Genomic DNA, 22096 nt, shown 5'->3' with positions numbered 1-22096 from the left:
TTGGGCCTATTTACATCTTTGTTGCTTTAAAAGATCCTTGTTGCACAGACAATAACAATTGCTGCAACAACTGTTGAATAGCAATATGTCTTTCAAGCTGCTTAACAAAATCCATTGAAACATCTTTTGCACTTTGAGGCAATGATTGCCATTCGCTCAAAGCCTTTTCGTAATCACCAGCTTGAATGGCAACTTCCATGCGTGCCGCAATAGCCCCCAGCGTTGTCCCTTCAACATTTCCAATCGGTCGCGAAACAATGAGCCCTTTTATCCATGCTAAAATTCGGTCAAAAAAACCAGCATCTGACGCAACAAGATTTTGCGTACCAACAATTGCATCGGCAACATGAGAAAAATTAACTGAAAGTTGTGCTGAACTTGGAAGGCCCACAGTAGCTGTTTTTTGCAACACATCAAGTCCATTAATCGAAGGCGATAATTGTTGTAACAGCTTTAATTCATTATTATAAGATCCACCACGCTCCACAGCATTTTTTAATGAACTAATTGCAGTAAAAAGCGCGGTATCTATTTCTCTTTTCTCACTATTTTTAACAGCAGTTTCTTCCTGTAGTGCTTCTAACTGTTGTTTTAACGCAGCAAGATCATTTGCATTGCTCTGCCCAACAGACAAAGCCGTCTCTATCTCTTTCGACTCTCTAACAAAAGTTTGTACAGTTTCTTCAAGAGCTTTTACTTTTTCCTCTAAAATCGCAAAAGCTTTTTTGCTTTCTTCTTTCGATAGTTCATCATTTTTCGTTGTTTTAAACTGTTGTGATGAAAAAGAAGAAAACTCTGTTTTTAACGCATCGATTTCTTGAAAGACCCGCCTCAATTGTTCCTTTGTGTCTTCACCTTGACTTTTTGCGGCTTCAGCAATCTGCAAAGCTTTTTCTCCTCCAGCAGAATTTTCCACAAAAGGAGAAGGAAAAAAACCAGCCCATTGAAGCCCCATAAAAATTCCCAAAGCAATGAATCCTCCCAAAATCCCAGAAAGGGACAAGAAAAGCCAAGTTGTACTAGAGGTACTTTTATCCTGACCTTGCATATTCTGTTTTTCTCGCGCATGAGCTTCTACAGAATTGTGGATTTTTCCCTCTGAATCATGGGGAACAGCTTCATGTTCAATAACTGGTTTCTTACGGCGCGTACCAGCATAATGTGGTTTAACTTTTGGTTTTGAAGAATCGACCATCTCTGTCACTTTTCGTGCACACTTTTTTTAATGATAAAATAATAAAATGAAAAAAGTTTTAAAAACGCAGCTTTTCTCAATAATATTTACAAGTATCGCCTTTAATAGACAAGTTTTTAAAAAAACATTTGCATTTTATACTCGAAAATACAGCTTTATTTTTTAATCAACGATATCATAAAATTCAAAGAAATAGAAAAAACAATTCTAAGAGAAATACTTTCCATCTTTTTCTGTTCATGGTACGCACGCAAGAAAGAAGCTTCAATATAAGGTTTTGTTTAAAATGCGTCTGCTGGGAATAGAAACAAGTTGTGATGAAACGGCAGCGGCTGTCATTGAATATAACAATGAATCAAACAGCCGAATTCTTTCCAATGTTGTTTGGAGTCAAATTGATCACCATGCACCTTACGGCGGTGTTGTTCCTGAAATTGCTGCTCGTGCCCATGTTGAAGTTCTTGATCATTTAATTCTGCAAGCACTAACAGAAGCAAACACAAAATTAAAAGATATTGATGGCATTGCAGCCACCAGTGGTCCTGGTTTGATAGGAGGATTGTTGGTAGGCGTTATGAGCGCAAAAGCACTCTCTCTTGCCACTGGCAAGCCATTTATTGCGGTAAATCACTTAGAGGGACATGCTTTAACAGCTGTGTTAACGCACAACGTCAGCTTTCCTTATTTATTACTTTTAGTTTCAGGAGGTCATACACAAACAATCATTGTTCATGGAGTAGGTAACTACCAACGTTTAGGAACCACTATTGATGATGCATTAGGAGAAGCCTTTGATAAAACAGCAAAACTTTTAGGTCTTCCTTATCCTGGTGGACCAGCACTTGAAAAAGCAGCTTTATTTGGTGATAAAAATCGCATCCCTCTTCCACGACCTTTAAAAGGTGAAAAACGGTTAGACTTTTCTTTTTCAGGACTCAAAACTGCTGTTCGACAAGCCGCAACAGCCATAGCTCCCCTTACAGAAAATGATATTGCTGACATTGCCGCAAGTTTTCAAGCCGCTGTGACCGATACAGTACATGATCGTATTCACCTAGCCCTACAACACTTTACCCACCAATATCCTCTCTCTCATGATCAAGAAAAGCGTTCTCCTGCTTTGGTTGTCGCAGGCGGTGTTGCCGCAAACCAAGCCATTCGCTCTACGTTGCAAGACCTTGCCCATCAACATGGTTTTGAATTTATAGCCCCTCCTCTTTCCTTGTGTACCGATAATGCTGCAATGATTGCTTTTGCCGGTGCACAAAAACTCGCACGAGGAGAAACAAGCTCTCTTGACATTGCACCCCGCTCACGCTGGCCATTAGATGAAAACGCCGCGCCCTTGATCGGGATGGGACGCCGTGGAACAAAAGCATAATAAAATTGACGTCCCACACACACCTTAAAGAACGAAGATTTCTACTCAATCCGGTCTATAGATAGCCCGAATTCTCTATCGAGCAGCTTCCACCTGCTTCCCACTCACACAATTCACTTAACCCAAAGCTCGACACGTAAACCTAAATATTCACCACATATTCTGAAAACCTTCATGTTTCAAAAAAACTGCCTTATATCATTACATTTCAAATGACGGTATTTTACAGCATAATAAGATCTACTCTCTCCCACGAAGCATAGATATGAATGCCATTCGTTGACCTCTTCATCTTTGACCATTCATTCGTTTCATTATCATTGTAATCTTAAAGCTTTTTAGAACCAATTTTCTTCATTTTTTCCCAAAAACTCTTATAGTGACCGCATTTCAAACCATAGCTGAAAAGATAAGAAAAGAGCAAAATACCTTTATACAACATGAAATATCAATGGAGCGCGTCTCTCTATTTTGAAACAAGAAAAAACAGATAATAGCCGTTCTTTACCCCATTTTAAAAATCATCGTTGATGGTATTACAAAGATACTTATAAAAATGCATAACAATCTATGAAAAAGGAGAACTCATGGCTTATTGGCTTTTTAAATCTGAACCCCATAAATGGTCATGGGAGATGCAAAAGAAAAAAGGAGTTAATGGCGAACAATGGGATGGTGTACGCAATTATCAAGCCCGTAATAATATGCGCGCTATGAAATATGGCGATAAAGGTTTTTTTTATCATTCAAATAAAGGTTTAGAAATTGTAGGAATTGTAGAAATATGTGCTGAAGCGCACCCTGATTCTACAAGCTCTGATCCACGCTGGGAATGTGTGGACATCCGTGCACTTTGTGACATGCCAACACCTGTTTCATTAAAACAAATTAAAGCCAATCCCAAACTAGCAAATATGGTGCTGGTCAAAGCCAGCCGCTTATCAGTGCAACCCGTAACAGAAGATGAATGGAAAGAAGTCTGTTTGATGGGCAACCTTAAGGAGGAAATGCTTTTATCTTAAAACAATAATTTTTTATTCATTAACTCATATAAAAAGATGCTTCATAGCGCAGAAGAATAAGCTCAACACATCCTTCTGTTGAGGTATTCTTATGCTAAATGCATAAATATGATATTTTTTATCCTGCACTCTTTCTCAATACAGTCTCCTTCCAAATTACACAAAAAGCCTCTTTATGATGCATCTTTTCGGCATTGCTAAAGGCAAAGCTTGCTCAACGATTATAATAAGCACCACCACGAACATAACACACAGCCCCCTTCACACACAAATGCAACAAAAAAACAAAACTGAACGTGGATAAAAACAGTGAAGTTCTCCTAAACAGTGCATATGTGCTAGGTGTTGCACAATTCTCTTCACGCTTAAAAAACGCATCATATTGCGTGTTCATTGTTTTGCATGTTGGACGAGTGCGCCTCATGCCGCAGGATTCTCTCATTCCCAACCTGTTTATATTGAATCAATCAAAAGCTATTTGCTTGCACATTACAAGCGGAGAAAGTCCCATATGGATAAAAACCGTGAAAGAAAGAACTAAAAATTCCTCCTATGAATCGTCTCAAGTGCCAAGGACTATCCGCAACACCCACGAGCTGGCAAAGTGAATGATAGTGCTAGCTTGTTTCTCCATAAAGCGTAAAGATGATGACACTCAATAGCTAAAACACGTTCTAGAACATAAAAAACGCTTCCAACCAATACGTAAAATACTCTGCAGACGGAATACCTTCTTTTCAGCAAGCAACCATTAGAAATTATAAAAGTTTATTTTTTAGAAACGCTCTTTTTTAATTTTTCTCTTTTAATTTTTCTTGCATGAAATCTCATTTTTCATGAAACTATACCAATCAGTGCATCAACATGCCTATAAGGAACAACATGAACCACTATACTCTTTTAATCGTTGAAGATGATGATCTACGCCCCATTTTAGTAGAACAATTGCAAATGCATCAAGAGTTTAAAATTTTCCAAGCAAAAACAGCAGAAGCGGGAATGAAAATAATCCAAGAAGAAAATATTGATCTCACTATTTTGGGACTTCAACTTCCTGATCTTGATGGTTGCAAAGCAGTTAAACAATTACGCTCCCAAGGATTTCGTGCCCCCATTATCATGATAACGAATTATGATACAGACTGCGATAATATTTTAGATCTTGAAACAGGCGCCAATGATTATGTGACAAAACCCTTTCGCTTTGCGGTGTTATTAGCGAGAATTCGAGCACAGTTGCGCCAATATGAACAAAATGAAGACGCAACCTTTCATATTGGTCCCTATACTTTTAAACTAAGACAAAAACTTCTTCTTGATCAATGCAACAATAAAATCTGTCTCACAGAAAAAGAAGCAGCGATCCTTAAATGTCTCTATTATGCCAATGATAAAATTGTCAGCCGTGAAACATTGTTAGAACAAGTTTGGGGATATAATGAAAATATTGTCACCCATACTTTAGAAACCCACATCTATCGTTTGCGACAAAAAATCGAAAACGATCCCTCCAATGCACAAATTCTCATGACAGATCAAAATGGTTACCGTTTAAATCTTTAATTCGAGATTTACTGTTTCAAAAATAATTTTAATATCCTAAATGAAAACAGAAAGAGATGAAAAAAACTTCGCGTATAATTCAAATGCTATTACATAAAACTTACTCTTATCTGTACTCTTATAACAAAATATATAACATTATGAATAAAAAACGAAATATTCAACATGATAACCAGAAACAAAAATGCTTTCAAACCTCACGATATACTTTGTAACTTCTGTTTCACATACTTTTGTTCTTTCTAAAATTTTTAATATGTTCCGCATATAAATAATCGTGATATCTTTTAGCAACATTCTTGATCATAACTATCATCTTTAGATGAGTGCTATTTATGATTATTTTTTTCAGAAAAACCGCTCCACGCAATGCTTTATCTCATATTCACTAGCCTAAATTGAGAGATGTTTTTTATCTTTATAGTTTTCCTCCATTCTTTATGATTTTATCTCCTCTTAAGAGGTTGTATAATTAATGATATAACGCTAAATGTTTATCCTAACGATAAAGCCACTGAGCACCACCATCTTTACCCTTATAAAAGAACAAGCCGGCACCATCACACACTTTGTTAGATTTCAATGTTGCAGAGGAGCCCTTGACACTTGAGAGATGGTTCATAAGAAGCATTTTAATCCTTCCTTGTACAGTTTTTAACCACCATGAACCATATTATGCAAGATCCCTTGGATCTCTGCTATTTTTATGCTTACGAAGATACCAGCATTTTTTCTTTTAAAATGTTTCCACTATTCATGAAATATGGTTCAGTATATAGATACTTGAGATTTTTTATATAGATACTTGAGATTTTTTATTCACATGCCAATTCCACATATAATGTACAAAAGAATATTTTTTAATTGTAAATGCAAAAAATTGAAATAAGAGAATCCTTCTATATTTGCGGTTCTTATGCCAAAGGCAAAATGATTAATTATCTTTATAAATTAAAATATTCCGCACTTGTGGTGATAACGCAGGAATAAAAATACGTCGCGACTGACGACGCTGTACGAGCAAACCCTGATAAACACGTTTTTGTGCCTGACACATTAAGAGTCCACCAAAATAAGGCAAAAGATAGCGTGCAAATGGCTCATAAAAAAATGAGAACAACCGCGAAACATAACCCGTAGAGGGCATATAATGTACAATTTCTTGTATTGGCCCAGAAACAAAATTTGTTTTTTCAAACAAACGAGTAATTTGTTGCCGACTATAGGGTTCGCCATAACCAAAGGGCGTAGTAATATTGCGCGCCCAAAAGCCAGAGCGATTAGGTACAATAACGATCAAGTGGCCATTGGGTGCTAAAACACGCCATATTTCATTCAACGTTTCAAACGAATTTTCTGTATATTCTAATGCATGTACCAATAAAATACAGTCAACTGACGCATCAGGAAGTGGCAAATCTTCTTCAAAAACAAGCGCTGTAGCAACTTGCTCAGCACAAGGCCAAGGCGAAGCACCCTGAGAAGCTGGCATAAAAGCAAAACATTGTTGGGCACGTTCACGCAATGTAGAAAGATAAGGAAGCGCATAACCCAACCCCATAATCCGTTTATCCGTAAGATCAGGCCACCATAAATTCAATTGGTCACACAGCGTCTTTTGCACACGCAGCCCAAGTGCAGAAGCATAAAAATCTTTCAGCGTAACGATATCCAACTCAACATACCATGTAGAAACAAATTTCAAACATTACAGATTTTCATATACCAAACTTATATGGACTTCTGCTCTTTTTCCGCAATAGCGAACATTTTAATATTTCATATTTTAAACTTAAATGATCAAAAAATCAGTACAGCAGGATAATTATTGCCTTACAAGCACTTTAATCATTTTTTGGGAGATGAACTCCATAGAGGTTCTTCATACACTGTTTTTGACATCAATTAAGAAAAAAGCCAACATTGGTTAATTAAAATGAAGCAATCTTTCAAGATAGTTTTTTTCTTCTTCTGAAAGATGCTCTTTACCAAGACGTTTGCGAATTTCATCCAAAATCTGCCGCGTACGCATTTGATCACTTTCTTGTGGTAGTGCCTCGCCTTCTTGTTCTTCATCTGTTTTTGAAGAAAGTGGACGTCCTAACGGATCTTTAGGACCAGAATCAGCATTTTGATCATCTCCCGTTTCTTTGAGTGTTTCGCGCATTTTTTTCAAAACATTTTGTGCACCTTGCCTCAAAGATTCCAAAGCATCAGACTGATTTTGTATAGATACCTGATGATTTCCATTATCAAGAGCATTTTCCGCAGAATTCATTTTTTCTTCTGCCCTTTTCAACGCGCCCCCTGTTTCAAATCCTTGTTCTGATAATTCTTTTTCTAATGTTGATAATTCAGACTGCAATTCAGCTTGACGTTTTTTTAAAGATTTTTTTTGTGTTTCTGGCACATCTTCTCCGCGTTTTTGTTCCATCTCTAACTGATGTGTTTCATTGAGAATTTCTTGCTGACGACGCATTAAATCTCCAAGCTGGTCCATCTTTTCTTTCATTTGTGCAGATTGGCTTTTTTCTCCCTCATTTTGATTGCCTTTTTGCACATGCAAATGATCAAGCGTCTGTTCAACTTCCGCCAAGAGTTGTTCAGCTGCTAAAGAAGAGCCCGTTTTAGCCATTTCCTCAATTAAATTTAGTTTTTCTTGTAATGTAGATTCAGAAAGATTAGGACTTTTTGAGCTTTTAGAATTTTTAGAAACTTGACTATCCGGTGCTTTTTCAGCCAAAGCACGAATATACTCATCCATAGCTTGACGTAAATCTGCCATAAGCCGTTCAATTTCTGCCGCTGAAGCACCATAACGCAGTGCATCACGTAAAGCAGCTTGTGCTTGTTTTAACTTTTTTTGCACGGATTCAAGCTGATTATCTTCAATACCCAAAGCAATTTGCCATAAATAATCCACCACATCGCGCAAATCCTCGTCTGTTTGTGCTAAAGAAAGTCTTGTCCACGCACTTTGTAGAACAATAAAATGCGATGCATTTTGCAACCCCTTTTCTGGACGCACAAGCAAAGCAGAAAGCATATCCAATACACGCTCTTTCACAGAAGCATCAAGCGCTAATAGACGACGCAATTCAACCACTGCGCGTGCAACAGGATTCGAAAAAACACGCTGTGGTAATATCATAACAAAAGTTTTGCTACGCCCTTTCTGCCCCGCACCATCTTCTGCCACCAAAGTAATTTTGACTTGCGAACCTGCCCATGGATGCGCTGATATATCCTGCACCATTCGCATTTTCCCCTTTCCACCACGCGGAAGAAGAAGCTCTATTTCCGGAGCATTATAAAGAGAAGAAGCACTTTTATTCTGAGGAAGAAAAGGCTCTATTTCAACAAAAGCCTTTGTCACACCATAATCATCATCCACCACATATCGTAACTCCAACGATCCCGTTAAAATCCTCCCTGGTTTTTCCAGCCAATGAATTGTCGGAAGCTTGTCCTTAATTATCTGCAAATGCCACTGCTGTTTTTTACGACGTGATGATACAAATAAATTTATTGAATGCTTTAAATGTGTTTCAAAATGAACGATTGGATCATTCAAAGCTGTTTGTTCCGTTTTCTCTGAAAACGAAACTTCCCTCCCATCTTCTACAGACTTTGCTTTTACTGTAATACCAGCTCCATTGACAACACGCACAACAACATTACTCCCTTCAGGGATTTCTAGTTGTGTTTTCTCATCTTTTGTCAAATAAATCGGTGCCACACCGGTATAAGCTGGGGGTGTTACCCAAGCATCAATCCGCATGAGTTTTTCATCAACGACAGGACGAAAATCAAAGGCATCAGCCAAACGCCCCCCTTGTGAACCAAAAGAAAAACTAAAAGCGCACACAAAAAGAAGAGCACACAAAGCCCTCAAAGCCAAAGGATCATAATCCGCACTATTAAGAGAGATAAATCCAGTTTTTAAATGGTATAATTGCTTTGCCATTCGGCGTTGATGTTCACGCCAAATAACAGCACTAAAATCTTCATCATTTTCAGAACATAAAAGATCTGTCTGAATATTCAAAGGCTGGTGTCTAAGATCATTGACGCGTTCAAGGCGGCAATTTACTTCCCGCATTGTGGGAAACCGAAAACGAATAAGAAAAAACAAACTCGCCCCAGCACAAACAAGTATAACTCCAAGTAAGAGCAAATGTGACCAATAGCCCAAAATGCCAAAAAGTCCCAACCAGCTAAACGAACAAAAGAGACTAAGAACGAGGAAAAATGGCAACAACCGTACCCACATCCGTTCAAATGAAAGGATCCCCCACATCAAAATGCGCACACACAAAAGCTTCATTGCAAAACCTTTGATGTTTTTATTTTTCATAAACAAGCATTTATCCCCTTTTATCGTGGTGCATTAAGATCATAAACCCCATACAAAACAATTTCTAGAAAATAAATTGTTTCATCAAAGTTTAGTAAAAATAAGACCCAAAATATTTAATAATGCTCAATCTAATTTGGGCTCAATCCAATCTGGAATATGATCACAGCCTATCAATTGTTCATAATCAAGGCGTGGACGAATGACTGCATAACGTGTATCCTGAACCAAAACTTCCGGCACCAAAAGTCGACTATTATAAGTGCTTGCCATCACTGCGCCATAAGCCCCTGCTCCTGTTAACATCAAAACATCACCCGCTTTCAACACTGGTAAAGAACGTTCCAAGCCTAAATAATCACCAGTTTCACAAATAGGACCAACAATATCAGCATTAATCAGAGGGGCATCTACTGGTGTTTTTTTCACTGGCATTACATTTTGCCACGCATCATAAAGCGTTGGACGCATGAAATCATTCATCGCCGCATCAACAATAACAAAATTTCGTCCTTCCCCCTTTTTTAAATACACAACCGATGTCACCAACACACCAGCCTCACCAACAATACTACGCCCAGGTTCTAAGATAATATTGATCCCTAAAGGCGCAATATGTTTCTTTACCAGTGCTGCATACTCAAAAGGAGAAGGTACTGGATGCTGCTCATAACCATAAGAAATACCAAGCCCGCCCCCAATATCGATATGGGTTATCGCATAACCATTATTCCGTAATTGACGCACAAAATCTGCAACAATAACAAATGCATCTTCAAACGGTTTTAAATCACAAATTTGACTGCCAATATGGAGATCAACACCACACACATGAAGACCGGGCAATTGGGCTGCTTTTTTATATGCATCACCCGCCAAAGACAGTGGAATACCAAATTTATTCTCAGACTTACCTGTTGTAATTTTCTTGTGAGTCTTAGCATCCACATCAGGATTAATACGTAAAGAAATACGAGCCGTTTTTGAAAGCGCAGCAGCCCGCGCCGATAATTGTTCAAGTTCTGGCTCTGATTCAACGTTAAAACAATAAATATCTTGTGCAAGAGCAAAATCTATTTCTTTCACTGTTTTACCAACACCAGAATAAACAATATTCTGCGCAGGAATACCAACAGCAAGTGCACGCCGTAATTCCCCTTCTGAGACCACATCAGCTCCCGCTCCATTGTTAGCTAAAAGTTGTAAAACCGCTTGATTGGAATTCGCTTTAACCGCATAAGCAATTAAACTCGGCATATCATGAAATGCATTCTGATAATCTTTAAAATGTGCAACGATTGCGCTAGCTGAATAACAATAAAAAGGTGTTTCAACTTTCCGCGCAAGTTCCAAAAGCGAAAGACCTTCAGCGTGGAGCACACCCTGATGATAAGAAAAAAAACGCATAAAAATCCCTATTGTATCAACCTATCAAGAATAAAAGGTTTATCTGTTTTGCCTTGAGGAACAAAAGTTCCTTGTGAAGAATTCACTCCTGTTGAAGGAGGTAACTCTAATGACCCTTTACGCCCACACCCAACGATACCCAAGCCCCCCAAAAGGACAATCATCACCCCCTTTAATATAATTTTCATCTGTCCTCTTTCCTCATCTCGATCTCTTTTTTACCTTTAAAATACAATCACTCAAGCGCTCACGAGACGCTTTTTCCAATACGCAATTTGCCGAAAAACCTCTGAAGGCGCTGTTCCCCCAAAGCTTTTGCGACTTTCAACAGATTTTTCAACGGTCAAAACATCAAAAAGTGTCGCATTGATATCAGGACAAATTGCTTGAAGTTCATCTAATGATAAATCATGGAGGCGACACTGTTTTTTTTCTGCCAATGCCACAGCACACCCTGTGATGTGATGTGCTTCGCGAAAAGGAATCTCTGATTCGCGTACAAGCCAATCAGCAAAATCTGTAGCTGTTGCATACCCTAAATCCGCTGCTTGTTTCATGGCTTTTTTATTCACTTTCAAATCAGCAATCATCCCTGTCATTGCTGCTAGTGATAATTCCAAACTCAAAGCCCCATCAAACACATATTCTTTATCTTCTTGCATATCCTTTGAATAAGCAAGCGGTAATCCTTTCATCACCGTTAACAATCCCATAAGCGCACCATTCAATCGACCTGCTTTCGCTCGTACTAACTCTGCCGCATCAGGATTTCTCTTTTGTGGCATAATAGACGAACCCGTTGAAAAAGCATCTGATAAATGAATAAAACAAAACTGTTCACTTGACCAAAGAATTATTTCTTCTGCTAAACGTGAAAGATGTGTTGCACAAAGAGCGCCAGCGCTTAAAAATTCCAATGCAAAGTCACGATCTGAAACACTATCAATTGAATTGCGTGTAGGTTCGCGAAAGCCTAGCGCTTTTGCTGTCATAAAACGGTCAATTGGAAAGCCTGTCCCCGCTAAAGCAGCCGCTCCTAAAGGCGATTCATTCATTCGCTCAAGAGCATCACGCATCCGCGATAAATCTCGACCAAACATTTCAACATAAGCCATCATATAATGACCCAATGTTACGGGTTGAGCCAATTGTAAATGCGTAAAGCCTGGCATAAAGGTATCAACATGTTGTTCTGCGCGAATAAGTAATTGCTCTATCAATCCTTTTAAAGCTTGTGCTATCTTTTGCGTTGCTTCACGTACCCACAAGCGAAAATCAACAGCAACTTGATCATTGCGTGAACGCGCCGTATGCAAACGCCCAGCTACAGGACCTATCAATTCGCTCAGCCGCGCTTCAATATTCATATGAATATCTTCAAGCTTTCGTGAAAAAACAAATTTACCGTCTTCAATTTCTTGGCGAATAAGTTTCAAACCATGAACAATTTTTTCATAATCTGATTGTGAAATGATTTTCGTTTGCGCTAACATAGCTGCATGAGAAAGAGAACCTTCAATATCTTGTCGATAAAGTTTTTGATCAAAATCAATAGAAGCATTAATTTCTTCCATAATTGCAGCAGGGCCTGCCGCAAACCGACCACCCCACATTTGGTTCTTTAACTTCTCATCTGTCATATTCTGAAAACACCCATCCAAAGGACAAAATTATGATTTTTCAAATTTTCATCAGCAAAAAAAACAATAAAAAAAGGCAACTTTCCCTTGCATTCTTTATCATTGCATTGAGTTTATACGCAACCATAAACTACGATACCAAAAGAGAGTTTTTTCTTTTCAATTTCATTTCAGCAGCACAAGCACAAGAAATAAACATTAATAAAGCACGAGCAGAAAAAATGATGGCGATACGAAAAGCAGCAAAAGGCTTTTTTAGCCACATACGATTTGCTGATACGCCCTCAGATATGAATAAACTCTCTTTCAAGGATATTCTAGGAAAAGAGCACACACTCAGCGAATTTACTGGAAAACCAATGCTGGTCAATCTATGGGCTATTTGGTGTGCACCTTGCCGCACAGAAATGCCTGAACTTGCGCAATTAAAACGTGAATTAGGTGGAGAAAACTTTGATGTCATAGCTATTAATATCGATAAAACTGCTTCTCCTGAAAAAATTCAGCAATTTTTACAGAATATTCATTCAGATAATTTGCTTTACTATCGCGATGAAACAATGGATATTTTCAACAATGTTAGAAAACAGGGGCTCGCTTTAGGACTCCCCATTACATTGCTCATTGATAAAGAGGGATATCTCATTGCTTCTTTCAATGGTGCAGCTCCATGGGCCAATGACGATGCCAAAGCACTTATAAAAGCAGTCATTAAAGAAGCCCTATAACTTTAATAACCGCGTCTTTTTAAACGTTGTATAACAAGATCCAGTGCTGACAAAAAAGCAGAACGGTCTTTACGAGAAAAAGGACGGGGACCACCTATTATACTGCCCTGTCCACGCAAATCTTCCATCAAATTGCGCATCGCCAAAGCCTGACCAATTGAATTTACATCAAAAATACGCCCCGTTGGCGAAAGACAAAAACCCCCAGCTTGCACAACCCGTGCTGCTAAAGGAATATCACTGGTAATAACGATACTTGCCTCATGCACATGTTCTACAATCCAATCATCAGCACCATTGAATTCACCAGCAACGACCACTCTTTCAATGAGTGCTTCATCTGGAAGGGACAAAGAACGATTTGCCACAACAAATGTCTTAAGCTGATAACGATTCATCACACGATAAACTTCATCTTTTACAGGACAAGCATCCGCATCAATCAACAAAGTGATAGCAGGCTTTATTGGGATATTCATACCTTGGCTTTCAAGCAATAATAAGCTCTTTCATTCATCTGAATGTTGCAAATCCTTGCGATAAAACATTATCGCCGCGTTTATTTCTCCTCCCAAAATAAAAATTGCACTCAATATGTAGAGAAAAATAATAGCAACCATAATAGATGCCAACCCTGCATAGGTAGAAATATAATCAAACATCGTTAAATATTGCGCAAAAGCGATAGAAGCCATAAACCATATAAACATTGTCACCACTATTCCTGGTAAAATATCTATAATTTTCCGCCGCCCTGCTGGAAGCCATTTATGAACAATCAAAAGACTGATAAACAAAATAACGATTGCAACTGTATAACGCCATACACGAATAACAGCAATATATTCAGTCATAAAAAAAGAATGATTTTGCATAATTTTGATCAACAAAGGCGCCAGAATCAATAAAAAACTAATCACAACAAGACCAACAGCTCCAAGGATTACAAAAAACAGGCTTTGAAAACGACAAAATAACAAACTCCGTCGATCAGTAACACGGTAAGCTTTATTTAAAGCCGTACGCAAAGCCTCTATCCCATTAGAAGCAAAATAAGCCGCTCCAATGACAGAAAGCGTCAACACACCTCCTCGATGAATGGTTAAAACATTGACAATTTCCTGAGATAAAGGCTCTGCAATAACATCAGGCAATAACTGCACCAGTGCTTTAATTTTTTGCGGTGTATAGGTAAAAGCCCCTAGAAAACGAGCAAACGATGTTCCAAAAATAAAAAAAGGGAAAAATGCTAAAAGCCCCGATAGCGCAACATGGCTTGCAAAAGCACTCCCATTATCACGCCAATAATGACTTACTGCGTCACCCAAAATACGATAGCTATACCAAAAGATATTTTTTAACAAAACTCAATACTTTCTGGTAAAACTCTTCCTCAGTCTATTTCAAGTTTTATAAAAATCATCAAAACTCTGCAAATAAACATTTTGCAATGCTGCAATATAAAGGTCAATAATCAATACGGTCAAGCCCGACTTTATACCAAAACAAAAACAATAACCCACTCTATGAAGTTCTACAACGACCTCATTTTTTTGTTACTTCTACAGATCAGTAACCTCTTCTGTACATCATATGCCCTATAGAGAGCTAAGCAAGATGATCGTGCACACATAAAACCTTTTGAAGTCATGATTATCTGTATCGGAGCAATCGCCCCTCCTTTTTATTGCAATCTATGACTGAATAAAGAAAAAACTTCTTATCGATTTCTAGAAAAAACCAACGAAATTCAACAAAACCCCCTTGCTTTTATTCACCCTTTTTTAGAAACACTCTGACGTCCAAAATCAGGAGCATCAATTTCCTGTCCAGCATCAATAATATTGCGACGTACAGCACGCGTACGTGTAAAAAAGTTAAACAGTGTCTCACCATCTCCTAAATGAATTGCCCGTTCTAAAAAAGCAAGCCCCTCACTAAAACGGCTCAACATTTCTAAAATAGCATCCTTATTATGCAAACAAATATCTCGCCACATAACGGGATCAGAAGATGCTAAACGCGTAAAATCACGAAAACCGGAAGCGGAATAAGCAATCACTTCCGAATTTGTTACTTTTTCTAAATCACTCGCTGTCCCAACAGTATTATACGCAATCAAATGGGGTAAATGTGAAACAATAGCCAAAACAAGATCATGATGCTTAGGTTCCATCTTTTCGACACGCGCACCACAAGCTTCCCAAAACGCTGTTAATTGTGCGACAGCAGTAGCATCGCTATCCGCAAAAGGCGTTAAAATACACCAACGATTCATAAATAAATCAGCAAAACCAGCATCCGGTCCTGAATATTCCGTTCCAGCAATTGGATGCCCTGGAATAAAATGAACCGTTTTTGGCAATAAAGGTGCCATTTCCGCAATAACCAACGCTTTCGTAGAACCAACATCACTCACAATCGCTCCAAGTTTTAAATGATCACGAATAGTTTTTGCCACTTCTGCACTAGCCCCAACAGGAACAGAAAGTATAACCAAATCTGCTCCTTCAACAGCTTTTGCATTATCTGTCGTATAAAAATCCCCAAGCTCCAATTCACGCGCTCTTTTCAGGGTTTCTGGACGACGTGTTGCAATAGAAATCTGAGCCGCAAGATTTTTCTTTTTAATCACTCTTGCTAAAGAAGACCCAATCAGACCGATCCCAATGAGTGCTATTTTTTCAAACTGAATATGGAGCATCTTTCACCTTCAAAGATTCTTTGCAAATGGCAATAAAGACAATTGTAAAATCACAATTTTCTTGTTTGTTTGTTCAAGAGTTATGCGTAAAACATTAAAAAATGACAACTAGGGAATAAAGAATAACGCAGTTTACCAATTACACCTGCGCAAGCTGACAACAGATCACTTTACCTAGAAAACACATAAAAAATAAATGACGAGAAATCTAACATCACGCTCTAAAACTCCCTCTTAATTACTGATCAAAGCGCATCACCGAAACAAAATAAAATGCACTCTCAATTAGGATAACAACGACTCTACATAAATCCCATCAGTTTACTTTATCTTACTAATTTACTCACAAAAAAACACATCAAAAGCGTAAGTAGACACTAACTCTTCTCCAATTATCCCGATACGTTCATTAATTTGTACATTAGACCTATATAAAAACGTATTACGACTCCACCTACAACATCAACATAAGTTTCGCGAATATTGAAAACACCGTAAAACAACGCATACCAAAAGATACCATTTAAAACATTTTCCTCTCCCGATTCCGGATACCATAAATCAAATAAATATGAGAAAAACACGCCCTCTCAATAAAGAAAAAGTTTGATAACAAAAACACTGAACATCCCTTTAATGGAATCACACCCCTCGCGTAAAATAGAACGCCCTAAATAGAATAGATTTGGATTACAAATTCATGCGTTTGTTTTAAAAAGGCATCTCGCTCCTCAGCCTATCTCACGACAATGTTCGTAAATGTTATAACTATAAATCCATTAAGCACGACCCTCTTTACACTTAATAAAACACTATTATTATATTTTCCTACCCCCAATGTTGCAAAAAACCTTGGAATTTGAGAGCATTCATAAGAGGCATTTTTAGTGCTTTCTTGCACAGTTTTTATCCACACGCCCCCACTTATGTCGTGTAAAAGACATTGTTCTGATTGATTCAATATGAAAAATAATAAATTATTAATAATAAACAATGGCTAGCTTTGTTTATGAGACACATTCATTGCTAAGATAATCATCTCTGTATCAAACATAAAAGTTTCCCCATAGGTGCTGTCGTTTTCATCATAATCTATTTTGACCTTCTCCTCATCCCACGAAGATTCTTAATTCATACAGATCTGCACACCGTTCATTTTCTTGTCTAAAAGATTCCTCTGGCTCACTATTTTATGTGATTCAATTAATCTATAGTATATTGATTTATAAAAATAATAATTTTTTTCAATTTGAATCATAACTTCGAATACTGTAAAATTCTTCCATCACAAACCCTCTTATCAATTAAAATCTCTTTTCTACACGTCACAAGAAGACATGTGAGAAAAAATGATGAAAAACGCTTTCTAATGCTAAAAACTGTAGCAACATTAGAGGCTAGCAAAGTATATAATGAGTGTCGACTTGCACTTTTATTAAGCGTAAAGATAGAGTTGCTCTATGGGTTTTATATTCTTCACAAGGAACTTTACTTCTACACCATTCATAAACACCGCCGCGAAATAGATATGACGCGCATTAAAAAATATTTCTAAGAAAGCGTATGAATCTACCATACAAGTGTCTTCTGTTGTTTGAGATACTCTGTTTTACATGGGGGTGTTACTCCATTAAGACTCTATGAACCAACCTAATATTCACCAAATATCCACACAAAAAAACATCGAATACATAAAATTTGATATGAGCCTCGTATCACTACTCTAAAAAACAGTACTTTACGATACAACAAAATAATAAAACTGTTTCAAAATGGCCTTTTGAAAATAAACTATTTCTTTTGAAGAAAAATTTCTATCAAGCTTTCAAGCTCCTAAAATGCATCCTCAAAAATACAAGTTCCACCAACCTCTACTTGATAGCATAACAGTTTTAATTGCTGAAAATGCCTCTGTGGTATACCAAAAATAAAAAATCATTATATTTCTAGGCTGTTAAGCTGCCATCTGGCGTCGTGCAATAATTGTAAGCCCTAACAAAACTTGACGAATGATAGCTTCGCCCAAAAGTGGATTTTTACGACTGTCTAAAACAGCACTCTGAATTCTTTCCATTGCATAAGAAATTTGTTCTAATTTCCAATATTTTAAAGCTTGTTCAACGATCTTTTTCCGTTGAAAAAAAATGGGAGGACGAGCTTCAGAAACCACCGTAAAAGGCGATTTTCCTTCAACCTCTACCTGATAACGCAATAGCTGTAATTGCTGAAAATGCCTTTGAGCTGTACTCAAAATAAAAAAAAGCGCCCCATGCACTGCTGCATGTCGATTAAAATGCACTTCAAAGCCTGATATATCGCCCAATAAAAGAGCATCAATGACTTCATCTTGAGAAAGAGCACTGACATCGCTTACAACAGCTTTCACATCTTCAAGAGTAACGTGAACATTTGCAGCGTAAAGACAAAGCTTTTCTAATTCACCTCGTGATACAAGGCGATCCGCCCCTAAACTTTCATGCAACCATCTACGTGCATCCAAAGAAATAGTCTTCTTAAACTGCCTTAAAACCTCATCAATCAAACCGTCAAGAGAACGCATATCATCTGCAAAACAGGGCAAAGCCATCGCTTTTGACGCCATTTCAACAGCATTGCGCAACCCTGTTCCTTTTTTTAAATCCCCTGCCTCAATGAGAATAAAACAAGCTTCTGGTGGCTTCTCAATTAAAAGTTTTAAGGCAGCAAGAAAACCTTTTTGATTAGCCGCATTAGAGATCCATATCAAACGATCTCCCCCAAAAAGCGATAACGTACGCGCTTCATTTTCCAAACGCGCAGGATCTTTATCAATTTCAGCAGCATCCAAACGAATTGTCGAAAATGGATCTTCTATTGCTACCTGTGTAAGTTTTGCAAAACATTGTGCACGCTCACAAACAAGACCACGATCTGGCCCATAAATGAGAACAATAGGAAAAGCACGTGAAAAACGCGTTAAAAACTGATCAACTTCATGTGCTTTTTTCTGAGCCACATTATTAATCCATTAATAGTTCATCATCATCAAGAACTTCCCCGCGAACTTTCTGAAACATGCCAATTAAATCATTGACATTCAAGCCCTTACGCTCTTCATGACAGACATCCAAAATCACTTTTCCACCATGCAACATCAAAGTGCGATCGCCATAATCAAGAGCCTGACGCATAGAATGAGTCACCATGATAGTCGTTAATTTTTTCTCTTCAACGATTTTTTCAGTCAACCGCATCACAAAATCAGCCATTCCAGGATCAAGTGCTGAGGTATGTTCATCAAGCAATAAAACATCCGCATGTGCTAACGTTGCCATCACAAGACAAACTGCTTGGCGTTGCCCACCTGATAAACTATCCATAGGATTATGAATATATGCTTCAAGACCAATGCCTAATTGAGCAATTTTCTCTCGAAAAAATTGCCGTTTCTCATAATTTAACGCCGCACGCAAACCACGACGACTTCCTCGAAGAGCAGCAAGAGCCAAATTTTCTTCAATTGTTAAAGAACCACAACTTCCCTCTAACGAATCTTGAAAAACACAAGCAATTTTTCCAGCGCGTTCACTGACTGATTGCCTAGAAACATTTTGTCCATTGATAACCACTTTCCCTGTTGAAGGAAGCGTTGCACCCGCTAAAACACTGAGCAAAGTTGATTTACCAGCACCATTTGAACCAATAACCGTAACAAAACTACCCTGATCAATTTTCAGGTTAATATCAATTAAAGCCTGTTTTTCCAAAGGTGTTTGCGGTTTAAATGTGACCCCAACATGAAAAAATTCAATCACGTTTACGCCTCCTCCAATAGCGTGGCACAATAAGGGTTAAAATAACCAACAGTGAAGTAATCAACTGAAGATCTGTCGACGTATCAATACCAATTCCATTTGCTTCAAATGCAAATTGCACCGCCACACGATAAAGCACAGACCCTACAATACAGCTGATTATAATCCAAAAAATATTGCGCGTACGAAAGAGAGTTTCACCGATAATCACGGCTGCCAATCCAAAAACAATTGTTCCAATTCCACCGGTAATATCTGTTGCAATCGCAGTTTGAATATAAAGAGAACCACCAAGTGCCACACACGCATTGGAAAGCCCCATTCCAAAATATATCAATGCTGATGTATGAACACCTTGCGCCGTCGCCATGCGTGGATTAGCTCCCATTGCACGCATAGCAAGACCAATTTCACTTTCCAAAAAGCGCCAAATCAAAAACGCCATAACGAGCAACACAATACCAACGAAAAGAGGACGCACAAAAATATCAGACAAACCAAACAGATTATAAAAGGGCGTTAACGCCGTATCAGCAAGAGCTAAATTAACATTAGACCCTCCCATAATTCCCATAATACGAAGATTAACCGTATAAAGTGCCGACATTGTTAAAATAGAAGCTAAAAGATTCAAAATGCCAAAACGCAAATTCAACATAGCCGTTAATAAACCAGCCACCATACCTGCACAAAAAGCACATGCCATAGCTGTCCATGCATTGAAACCCAAGAGAATCAAAACACCACAGACACAGGAACCAAGAAGAAACGAGCCATCAACCGTTAAATCAGGAAAATCTAAAACCCGAAATGAAAGATAAACCCCTATAGCAACAAACGCATAAATAAGGCCTAATTCCACAGCACCAGAAAACGCAAATATATTCATGTAAAAACAATCTCCATGAAAACTTAACGTATTTTTATAGGATCAACACTTTGATCAATAAAAGTTATTGAATCACTTTTGTTGCACGGTCAATAACTGCCTGCGGAATAACAATCCCTGCTTTTTGGGCTGCTTTCAAATCAATTCGAATGTCATTATTAGCTGCCTGTACAACATCAATATCACTAGGTTTTTCACCCTTTAGAATACGCACGACCAATTTTCCAGCATCAACCCCTACATCATAGAAATTCACACCTTGCGTCATAAAAGGCCCGCGCCCGATAGTATTAGCATCAACAGTAAATACAGGCATATTGGCTTCCTCTGAGACCTTTATTGCACCTTCTAAAACAGATAAAATCGTATTATCAGCAGGAACAAAAATAATATCGACCTTACCGATTAAAGCGCGTGTTGCTGCCTGCACATCTGAAGGCTTTGGTGCCGATGAGGGAATGATTTCAATTCCAGCTTTTTTTGCTACATCCTTTAACGTTTTAAGTGTCGAAACAGAATTTGCCTCAGAAGCATTATAAAGATAACCAATTTTTTTCAAATCTGGTTTTACTTCTTGTAAAAGTCTAACACTTTCTGCAACATCTATACGATCAGAACTCCCCGTCATATTACCGCCAGGTTTGGTAAGTGAAGAAACGATTTTAGCTCCGATAGGATCAGAAATCGCTGCAAAGACGATAGGAATTGTTTTTGTTGCCGCAAGCATCGTTTGTGCTGAAGGCGTGGTAATTGCTACAATAACATCGGGTTTATCACCAACAAATTTACGTGCAATTTGCGTTGCTGTTGAAATATTACCCTGCGCTGATAAAAAGGTAAGTTGAAAATTTTCACCTTGCTTATAACCATTTGCTGCAAGCACATCTTCCACACCTTTACGAACAGCATCCGCAGCAGGATGGACCATAATTTGCGTTATTGCAACTTTAACGTGTTTAACTTGGTCATCGGCCTTTGCAACACTGTTCATCATAAAAACAGTTGCAATGATAATCCCTAATATATTTATTCTCTTCAACATTATATTCCACCCCTCTCCATGCAAAAATTAAAAAAGGAATAATTTATTACTGAAGAATTTTCTAAAATCAATCTTTATTTCATTTTATTTAAACATGGACAAAATAAATCAAACTAAAATGATATTTTTTTGTTGCAATTCGTAGAAGCCTACGCCATACAGACAAGACATATATCGAATCGGTAAGCGGGTGTAGCTCAGGGGTAGAGCACAACCTTGCCAAGGTTGGGGTCGTGGGTTCGAATCCCATCGCCCGCTCCATTGAATTTTGTATTTATTCGTTCTTGTGTGGATGTAGCTTGCCAGTGGGTTTTGTATATTTTGACACTAGGTTTTGTACCAATTTATTTTTTTTAAAGAGTTTTAAAGATGTT

At 37.9% G+C, this 22096-nt stretch carries 18 protein-coding genes and 1 tRNA gene; 5 read left to right on the top strand and 14 right to left on the bottom strand.

The window, feature by feature from the left end; genetic code table 11:
- Window positions 1–10 precede the first annotated feature (10 nt).
- Window positions 11–1195, bottom strand: coding sequence for a COG4223 family protein (locus tag ACFIK7_RS01340; RefSeq protein WP_375662788.1), 1185 nt, complete (start codon window positions 1193–1195; stop codon window positions 11–13).
- A gap of 286 nt (window positions 1196–1481) precedes the next feature.
- Here ACFIK7_RS01340 and tsaD point away from each other — a divergent pair, with 286 nt between their 5' ends.
- From tsaD to ACFIK7_RS01325, 3 genes are all read left to right on the top strand, one after another.
- The gene (tsaD, locus tag ACFIK7_RS01335) at window positions 1482–2576 is read left to right on the top strand and encodes a tRNA (adenosine(37)-N6)-threonylcarbamoyltransferase complex transferase subunit TsaD (protein ID WP_375662854.1); all 1095 of its coding nucleotides are present in this window, start codon (window positions 1482–1484) and stop codon (window positions 2574–2576) included.
- A gap of 587 nt (window positions 2577–3163) precedes the next feature.
- Window positions 3164–3598 (top strand): EVE domain-containing protein, encoded by a 435-nt coding sequence (locus tag ACFIK7_RS01330; protein WP_273790082.1) that lies wholly within the window; start codon window positions 3164–3166, stop codon window positions 3596–3598.
- 882 nt (window positions 3599–4480) lie between these two features.
- Entirely contained in the window at window positions 4481–5161 is a 681-nt protein-coding gene (locus ACFIK7_RS01325; RefSeq protein WP_375630684.1) for a response regulator transcription factor, read from the top strand.
- 499 nt (window positions 5162–5660) lie between these two features.
- Here ACFIK7_RS01325 and ACFIK7_RS01320 read toward each other — a convergent pair whose 3' ends face one another.
- From ACFIK7_RS01320 to argH, 6 genes are all read right to left on the bottom strand, one after another.
- A complete protein-coding gene (locus ACFIK7_RS01320) occupies window positions 5661–5792 on the bottom strand; it encodes a DUF4102 domain-containing protein (protein ID WP_375630682.1) in 132 nt (43 codons plus the stop codon).
- A gap of 303 nt (window positions 5793–6095) precedes the next feature.
- On the bottom strand, window positions 6096–6866 hold the full coding sequence (locus ACFIK7_RS01315) for a class I SAM-dependent methyltransferase (RefSeq protein WP_273790085.1): 771 nt from the start codon (window positions 6864–6866) through the stop codon (window positions 6096–6098).
- A 222-nt stretch (window positions 6867–7088) separates the two neighbouring features.
- Complete coding sequence (locus tag ACFIK7_RS01310) at window positions 7089–9518, bottom strand: TIGR02302 family protein (RefSeq protein ID WP_375662787.1); 2430 nt, start codon at window positions 9516–9518, stop codon at window positions 7089–7091.
- 126 nt (window positions 9519–9644) lie between these two features.
- Window positions 9645–10925, bottom strand: a complete 1281-nt coding sequence (gene lysA / locus ACFIK7_RS01305) for a diaminopimelate decarboxylase (protein WP_375662786.1) — start codon at window positions 10923–10925, stop codon at window positions 9645–9647.
- A gap of 8 nt (window positions 10926–10933) precedes the next feature.
- Window positions 10934–11113, bottom strand: a complete 180-nt coding sequence (locus ACFIK7_RS01300; RefSeq protein ID WP_273790088.1) for an LPS translocon maturation chaperone LptM — start codon at window positions 11111–11113, stop codon at window positions 10934–10936.
- A gap of 51 nt (window positions 11114–11164) precedes the next feature.
- Window positions 11165–12565 carry an argininosuccinate lyase gene (gene argH / locus ACFIK7_RS01295; RefSeq protein WP_273790089.1) on the bottom strand — a complete coding sequence of 467 codons (1401 nt, stop codon included), beginning with the start codon at window positions 12563–12565 and terminating at the stop codon, window positions 11165–11167.
- Between the two features lie 32 nt (window positions 12566–12597).
- Between argH and ACFIK7_RS01290 the strand changes: the two genes are divergently transcribed.
- Window positions 12598–13293, top strand: a complete 696-nt coding sequence (locus ACFIK7_RS01290) for a TlpA disulfide reductase family protein (protein WP_273790090.1) — start codon at window positions 12598–12600, stop codon at window positions 13291–13293.
- 2 nt (window positions 13294–13295) lie between these two features.
- On the opposite strand, the gene ACFIK7_RS01285 is transcribed toward ACFIK7_RS01290, so the two are convergent.
- The 7 genes from ACFIK7_RS01285 to ACFIK7_RS01255 all read right to left on the bottom strand — a co-directional run bounded on the left by ACFIK7_RS01285 (window position 13296) and on the right by ACFIK7_RS01255 (window position 21722).
- Window positions 13296–13772 carry a YaiI/YqxD family protein gene (locus ACFIK7_RS01285; protein ID WP_273790302.1) on the bottom strand — a complete coding sequence of 159 codons (477 nt, stop codon included), beginning with the start codon at window positions 13770–13772 and terminating at the stop codon, window positions 13296–13298.
- A gap of 30 nt (window positions 13773–13802) precedes the next feature.
- Window positions 13803–14657 carry a YihY/virulence factor BrkB family protein gene (locus tag ACFIK7_RS01280; RefSeq protein WP_273790091.1) on the bottom strand — a complete coding sequence of 285 codons (855 nt, stop codon included), beginning with the start codon at window positions 14655–14657 and terminating at the stop codon, window positions 13803–13805.
- Between the two features lie 410 nt (window positions 14658–15067).
- Window positions 15068–15997 (bottom strand): prephenate/arogenate dehydrogenase family protein, encoded by a 930-nt coding sequence (locus ACFIK7_RS01275; protein ID WP_273790092.1) that lies wholly within the window; start codon window positions 15995–15997, stop codon window positions 15068–15070.
- A gap of 1954 nt (window positions 15998–17951) precedes the next feature.
- Window positions 17952–18992 carry a DNA polymerase III subunit delta gene (holA, locus tag ACFIK7_RS01270; RefSeq protein WP_375662785.1) on the bottom strand — a complete coding sequence of 347 codons (1041 nt, stop codon included), beginning with the start codon at window positions 18990–18992 and terminating at the stop codon, window positions 17952–17954.
- 4 nt (window positions 18993–18996) lie between these two features.
- Window positions 18997–19791 (bottom strand): ABC transporter ATP-binding protein, encoded by a 795-nt coding sequence (locus ACFIK7_RS01265; RefSeq protein ID WP_273790094.1) that lies wholly within the window; start codon window positions 19789–19791, stop codon window positions 18997–18999.
- Window positions 19784–20680: an ABC transporter permease gene (locus ACFIK7_RS01260; protein ID WP_273790095.1), complete on the bottom strand. Its 897-nt coding sequence runs from the start codon at window positions 20678–20680 to the stop codon at window positions 19784–19786. Before ACFIK7_RS01260 ends, ACFIK7_RS01265 begins: the two co-directional genes overlap by 8 nt.
- A 64-nt stretch (window positions 20681–20744) precedes the next feature.
- Entirely contained in the window at window positions 20745–21722 is a 978-nt protein-coding gene (locus ACFIK7_RS01255; RefSeq protein WP_375637309.1) for an ABC transporter substrate-binding protein, read from the bottom strand.
- Between the two features lie 186 nt (window positions 21723–21908).
- On the opposite strand from ACFIK7_RS01255, the gene ACFIK7_RS01250 reads away from it, so the two are divergent.
- A tRNA-Gly gene (locus ACFIK7_RS01250) sits at window positions 21909–21983 on the top strand.
- The last annotated feature ends 113 nt before the right edge of the window (window positions 21984–22096 follow it).

Origin of the sequence: Bartonella sp. CL266QHHD (assembly GCF_042195355.1) — a bacterium.
In the GTDB taxonomy this organism is placed as follows: domain Bacteria; phylum Pseudomonadota; class Alphaproteobacteria; order Rhizobiales; family Rhizobiaceae; genus Bartonella.
The sequence above is the reverse complement of the archived record's forward strand: the minus strand, read 5'-3'. Positions and strand labels throughout refer to the sequence as shown.